This window comes from Streptomyces lydicus (assembly GCF_000717345.1).
In the GTDB taxonomy this organism is placed as follows: domain Bacteria; phylum Actinomycetota; class Actinomycetes; order Streptomycetales; family Streptomycetaceae; genus Streptomyces; species Streptomyces lydicus.
On record NZ_JNZA01000002.1, the window covers coordinates 315,701 to 321,700 of the forward strand.

Sequence of the window (6,000 nt, forward strand, 5' to 3'; positions counted from 1 at the left end):
CCAACCAAGACGCGCCGCCCTGCATCAGACTGGGTGAAATGTCTGGTTCCGGCGCCGTCCCGGCGTACGAGGGGCGCCGCCGGCTGATGCGGCGAGGCGGCTGTTGGTGGAGACGAGCGAGCGCGGGACCGCGACGGCGGGGAACGCGGGCGGTGCGGCCGACGCCCCCGGGGCGTGGGCGGGCGACTGCCCCGGCCCCGGCGCACCGGCCTGCACCGGGCGCGGCCGGGCCGGCGTTCCGCTGCGGGCGACCCTGGCGCTCGGCGCGCTCACGGTCGTCATGGGCAGCACGGTGCTGGCGCTGGGCGCTCCGCCCCGCGAGCCGTACCTGGCCGCCGGGGACAGCGCCACCGGCTCGTACCTCACCACCCGCGCCGACGGCGACCAGGCCGCCGCCGCGGTGCTCGCCGGGCCGTACGAGGAGGTGCCGGGGCCGCCGGTGGCGGCGCGCCGCGGCGGCGGGCGGGCGGCCCCGGTCCCCCTGCCGGCCTCCTCGCCCCTGGTGGCCGCCCCCGCGGCCCCCTCGCCGGCCATCGGCGCGCTCTTCTCTCCCGGCGACGACGGCGATCCGGCCCACCACTGCACCGCGAGCGTGGTGCACTCCCCCGCGGGCGACCTCGTCGTCACCGCCGCGCACTGCGTGCACGACGGCGGCTTCCGCACCCGGCTGGTCTTCGTGCCCGGCCTGCACGACCGGATCGCGCCGTACGGCCTGTGGGTGCCCGCCCGCATCCATGTCGATCCGCGGTGGATCAGCGACCGGGACCCCGATCACGACGTGGCCTTCCTGCGGGTGCGCAGATCCGGCCGGGCCGGCAGCCGGATAGAGGACCTCACCGGCTCCGAACGGATCCGCTTCGACGCCCCGGCCGGGCGCCCGGCGCTGCTGACCGGCTACCCCGCCGACCAGGACACCCCGGTCAGCTGCCGGCACACCGCGGACGCCGAGGGGCCGGCCCAACTGCGCTTCGACTGCGCCGGGTTCCCCAACGGCACCAGCGGCGGGCCGATGCTCACCGACGTCGACCCGGGCACCGGTACCGGCACCCTGATCGGGGTGGTCGGCGGCCTCGACGAAGGGGGCGACGACCTCACCTCGTACAGCAGCCGGTTCGGCAAGGACATCGCCGCGCTCTACCGCCGCGCGACCGCGGAACCGGCCCCCACGCCGGCCGTCAGGCCCCGCGCCGAACCACGGTCCTGAGCACCGACGGCAGCGGGTACCAGTCCGCCGTGGCGAAACTGGCGTGCGCCGCGGCGAGTTGACCGACCCGGGCCAGCGCCTGCGCCTCGGTCGGGCGGGTGCCGTCGATGACCGGCGGCACGTTGTGCGCGTCGGTCATGATGAGGAGGTAGTGGCGGGTGTCGTACCAGGCGGTGTCGATGGAGCCGTTCAGGTACGTCGCGGCATCACCGTCGAACACCACGAACCACGGGCGCAGCGCCGGGTCCGTGTAGCGCTCGCGCGGGTCGCCGGGCGCCGCGCCGTGCACCGCGGGAAACGCGGTCGACTGCGCCAGCTTCCCCTGCGCCGCCAGATCCTTCAGGTGCGTGGCGTACTCGACGTCGGTCCACAGCTTGTCGAACGGGTTGCTCTCCTCGACCGTGCCCGGTATCAGCTCGAAGAGGAACTTCCCGGCCAGGTCGGCGCGTGCGGGCCAGCCGCCGGCCCGCACCGCCTCGTCGGGGGTGGCGTGCCCGGCCGTGAGGTCACCAGGCCCGTAGACCGCGTCTCCCAGCTTCTGCCGCACCAGCGCGTCGAACTCGGCGGGGCCGCGCCCGCCCTTGGCGTTGAAGCCGTCCTTCATCTCGACCTTGAGCAGGATGGGCCGGTGGCCGGGGTGCGCGTCGTGCCACGCCCGCAGATCGGCGAGGCAGCCGGCGAAGTCCTGGTTGCGGTCCTTGGTCCGCAGCTCGGACGCGTTGGCGGCGCCCTCGCAGTTGTTGTTGTTCCCGAGCGGATTGCTGTGCGAGACCCGCCAGCTCCGGCCCAGCCCGTTGGACCAGAGGTCGAGTTCGAGCAGCGCGGCTCCGGAGTCCAGCGCGTCCGCGAAGTAGGGGTACTTGGCCTTGTCGTAGGCGTTGTGGACACCCACGGACGTGCTGGTGCCGTATGTCAGAGGGGCCGGCTGGGCGCCCGCCGGGCCGCTCACGGCCATCACCGCTGCCGCCGCGGCGGCCACCGTCCCCACGCACCGCTTACCGTTCATGAGCCCCGCTTCCCTAGGTCCTCGGCCGCCCGGCAGTCACCCGAACGCCAGATCGACCGGTCGGTCATCCGGTCGATCGGGCAGCAGCGTACGGGACTTGTGGGTGGCCGCACTCCAGGACGGGTGGCGCGTAGGCAAAGATCGGACAACGTAACCGACTTGAGGAGGACCCATGTCCGAGACGTCCACGCCCCCGCACGCCGGCGGCCGGATACCGCGCACCGGCCTGACGTTGGCGGCGGCCGTGCTCACGGGAACCGTCGCGCTCATCATCGCCCTTGTCGCCTTGGGCAATATCACCGACTTCGGCACCAATCAGCAGTTCGTCCGCCACGTCCTGGCCATGGACACCACTTTCCAGGACCCCGACCTGATGTGGCGGGCCATCACCTCGCACCGGCTGCAGGACGCCGCCTACCTGGTGATCATCGCCTGGGAGACGCTCGCCGCACTGCTGCTGCTCGCGGGCACCGCACTGTGGGCCGTCGGCCTGCGCAACGGCCGCCTCGCCCGGGCCCGGTTGCTCAGTACCCTCGGTCTGCTGATGATCGTCCTTCTCTTCGGCGCGGGCTTCCTCGCCATCGGTGGCGAGTGGTTCGCCATGTGGCAGTCCAAGACCTGGAACGGGCTGGAGGCGGCGACCCGCAACCTCACCCTCGCCGGGATCGCGCTGCTGGTAGTCCACCTGCCGGGCACGACCGGGCCCCGCCGCGGCGAAAACGACGCCTGACGCCGCACGGCCGGACCGGCCCCCGGGAACTCCTCGGGTCTAGCACTCCTCGCATTCTTCGAATTCCTCGAAAACCATTCCCCAGAACGGCGATTCATCGACCGTCGCGTCGTGGCGGCGCATGCGCGTACGCAGCGCCGCCGCGGCGACGTGTGCGACCGCCTCGTCGTCCGATCCCAGCTCGTCCGCCCGCGCGGCTATCAGCCCGAGATGGACGGCCAGGTCCGGCAGTGACCAGGCCGCGGCGCCTTTGTAACCGGAGCCGTGGTCCCAGCCGTTGGGGTCGTAGTGGTCGATGCCGCCGCTGCCGGCGTCGAGCATCAGCATCTGGTCGCCCCAGGTGCCGATCGAGAAGCAGAAGTTCACCGGGGGCGAGTCGTCGTCCGGGTAGCGGTTGCCGTACAACTCGTCGGCGTCGAAAGCGTGCAGCGCCTCGCCGTCGTCCGCCCGCAGGTGCGTGGTGTCGAAGCCGATGACGCCGATCATCACCGCGGGAAATCCGACGGTGGTCAGGAACTCCCGTGTTTCGGCGTGGGTCAGCTCCTCGGGCAGCTCGGACTCGGCCGGCCGCCACAGGGCGTCCGCCCCGAACCGGGCCGCCAGCCAGGCCGCGTCCGGCACCAGCGGTGCGTCCTCGGCCGCCGCCCCGCCGGTGCCGCTCGCCTCCGGGCTTCCCATCGCCCCCGTGGGCCCGGTCGCCCCCGTGGTGCCGGTCGCCCCGGTCGTGCCCGGCAGCCCGGGCGTCACCGTCTCCGTCATCGTTTCGCTCCCCCGCGTAGCGAGCGGCGAGCTCCGCCGCTCTCCCTGCACACAGCAGACCACAGGGGTCTGACAACGCGGCTTCACCAGTCGATGCGGTAGCCCGTCAGCCAGTTGTCGGCGCCCGCGCCGCTGCCGCGCTCGGCACCCTCCGGGCGGGAGGGACGGCCGGTGCCCGCAGCGGTGAGCTTGGCCATGCCGGCGCTGGCCGCGACGACCTTCTCCACCCGGTCCCTGCGCAGCTTCTCGTACGCGCTGAAGGCGCTCCGCGGGTCGGGCTGGTCACGCAGGCACTTGGCCAGCACGACGCCGTCCTCGATGGCCATGGACGCGCCCTGTGCGGCGTTGGGCGCGGCGGCGTGCGCGGCGTCGCCGAGCACGACCATGGTGTCGGTGTGCCAGGTCGGCGTGGTGGCGATGTCGTACGCGTTGGAGGCGATGATCCGGTCACCGGTGGCGCGGACGAGAGTGGCGGCCACCGTGTCGTCGTCGGCGAAGAGCCCGGCGACCCGGGTGCGCCAGGCGTCGGGAGGGGTCGCCGGGAGGGCGGTGCGGTCCAGTTCCGTGCCGGGGACGTTGGCGAACCACCAGACCTCGCCGTCGGGGGCGCGGGTGCATCCGAAGAAGGCCCGCTTGCCGAAGATCATGGTGTAGGTGTCCGGCGAGAGCGGGACGTCCGCGGCGTCCCGGGTGTAGCCGCAGACCGTGTTCTGGCCGGTGTAGCGAGGCTGCGGCGCGGCGGGGTCGATGAGGGTACGGGTGACGGAGTGCAGGCCGTCCGCGCCGATGAGGAGGTCGCCCTCGGCGCTGCTGCCGTCGGCGAAGGTGGCGACCACCCGCTTCCCGCCGGCCGTGGCCACGGTTTCCGCTCCGACCAGCCGCTTCCCGTGCCGTACCGGTATCCCGCGGCGTGCCGCCTCGGCGTGCAGCACCTGGTAGAGGGTGGCCCGCCGCAGGGTGCGCGGGCCGAGGCCGTCACCCTGTTCGGTGCCCGCGATGGGGCGCTCGCCCAGGCGTACGCCGTCGTTGCCGTGGAACTCCACCCGCTGGGCCGGGAAGGAGCTGTCGACGACGGGGCCGTGTGCGTCGATCACCCGCAGCGCTTCCAGGCCGTTGGCGAAGACGATGAGGAAGGCGCCGACGTCGTCCGCGCCGGTCGGGTACGCCTCGAAGACCTCCGAGGTGATGCCCGCCTTCTGCAGGGCCATCGCGGTCACCGCCCCCGCGATGCCGCCTCCGATGATCAGGGCTTTGGTCATGCCGTTGCTTCCCCCCACTCGGGCCGCCGGCCGGGTCACAGCCGACGGCGTCGCGGCCCCGGTGGCCGCACCGTCCACCTTGGCCCCGACGCTCCGTAAGATCCAGCCCGCCCCCTTCCCCGGCGCGGGGCGCGGCCGCGGACGGCCGGTTCTGCTGCCCGGGGGCCTTGTGGAGGTGGGGAGTTCCGACCTGACCGGTCGCACGGCTGCTCGGTCACACGTTCTTGAAACGCGGGCCCTCCCCTGCCGCTACGGTCTCCGGGTGACCGAACTCGACACCGTGCACGCCACCCGCGAGGCATACGACGCCATCGCCGCCACCTACGCGCAGATGTTCCACGACTCCGTGCGCGACCGCCCGTTGGAACGCGCCCTCCTGAGTGCCTTCGCGGAGCTGGTGCGGACGAACGGCGGCGGCGCGGTCGCGGACCTCGGCTGCGGACCGGGCCACCTCACCGCTCATCTTCACGGGCTGGGCCTGCATGCCTTCGGCGTCGACGCCTCCCCCGTCATGATCGAGCTCGCTCGCGAAGCCAACCCCGGGCTGCGGTTCGAGGTCGGCTCGATGGCCGCGCTGGACATCGAGGACGGCGCGCTCGGCGGGGTGCTCTCGCGGTGGTCCGTCATCCACACCCCGCCGCAGGACCTGCCCGCCATCTTGGCCGAGATCGCCCGGGTCCTGGCTCCCGGCGGGCACCTGTTGATCGAATTCCCTGCCACTGACGGCCCCCACTGCGAGACGCAGTCCTACGACCACGCGGTGGTGACGGCCTACCGCTGGTCCCCCGACCGCCTCGCCGAGCTCCTGCGCGATCAGGGACTGGCGGAGTCGGCCCGTCTGGTGATCGAGCCGAAGCCCACGGACCAACGGCAGTTCCAGGAAGTCCAGCTCCTCGCGCGGAAGGCGTAGACCGAGGAATCACTCGGTCGGTCGCGTGACCGCGTCGGCTCGGATCGTTGATCTCCCCCCACCCCCGAACCCCCCCCCCGCCCCCTCCCCCGAAGGGGGAGGAGGGGGAGGAGGCGGGGGGAAGCCTTCCGC

Annotated in this window: 6 protein-coding genes; 3 read left to right on the forward strand and 3 right to left on the reverse strand. The window is 73.1% G+C overall.

What is annotated here, in order from left to right; all coding sequences use genetic code 11:
- The first annotated feature begins 106 nt into the window (after positions 1-106).
- Entirely contained in the window at positions 107-1,204 is a 1,098-nt protein-coding gene (locus OO62_RS02890; protein WP_051732584.1) for a trypsin-like serine peptidase, read from the forward strand.
- Here the strand turns inward: OO62_RS02890 and OO62_RS02895 are convergent.
- The gene (locus OO62_RS02895; protein ID WP_033265509.1) at positions 1,176-2,210 is read right to left on the reverse strand and encodes a phosphatidylinositol-specific phospholipase C domain-containing protein; all 1,035 of its coding nucleotides are present in this window, start codon (positions 2,208-2,210) and stop codon (positions 1,176-1,178) included. The two genes, OO62_RS02890 and OO62_RS02895, sit on opposite strands and share 29 nt — an antisense overlap.
- A 172-nt stretch (positions 2,211-2,382) precedes the next feature.
- Between OO62_RS02895 and OO62_RS02900 the strand changes: the two genes are divergently transcribed.
- Entirely contained in the window at positions 2,383-2,940 is a 558-nt protein-coding gene (locus OO62_RS02900; protein ID WP_051732586.1) for a DUF2165 domain-containing protein, read from the forward strand.
- Positions 2,941-2,979: 39 nt separating this feature from the next.
- Here OO62_RS02900 and OO62_RS02905 read toward each other — a convergent pair whose 3' ends face one another.
- Together OO62_RS02905 and OO62_RS02910 are read right to left on the reverse strand one after the other, a co-directional pair.
- Positions 2,980-3,699, reverse strand: a complete 720-nt coding sequence (locus OO62_RS02905; protein ID WP_266105140.1) for an SUKH-4 family immunity protein — start codon at positions 3,697-3,699, stop codon at positions 2,980-2,982.
- An 83-nt stretch (positions 3,700-3,782) separates the two neighbouring features.
- A complete protein-coding gene (locus OO62_RS02910; RefSeq protein WP_033265510.1) occupies positions 3,783-4,958 on the reverse strand; it encodes an FAD-dependent monooxygenase in 1,176 nt (391 codons plus the stop codon).
- A gap of 262 nt (positions 4,959-5,220) precedes the next feature.
- On the opposite strand from OO62_RS02910, the gene OO62_RS02915 reads away from it, so the two are divergent.
- Positions 5,221-5,868 carry a class I SAM-dependent DNA methyltransferase gene (locus tag OO62_RS02915; protein WP_033265511.1) on the forward strand — a complete coding sequence of 216 codons (648 nt, stop codon included), beginning with the start codon at positions 5,221-5,223 and terminating at the stop codon, positions 5,866-5,868.
- The last annotated feature ends 132 nt before the right edge of the window (positions 5,869-6,000 follow it).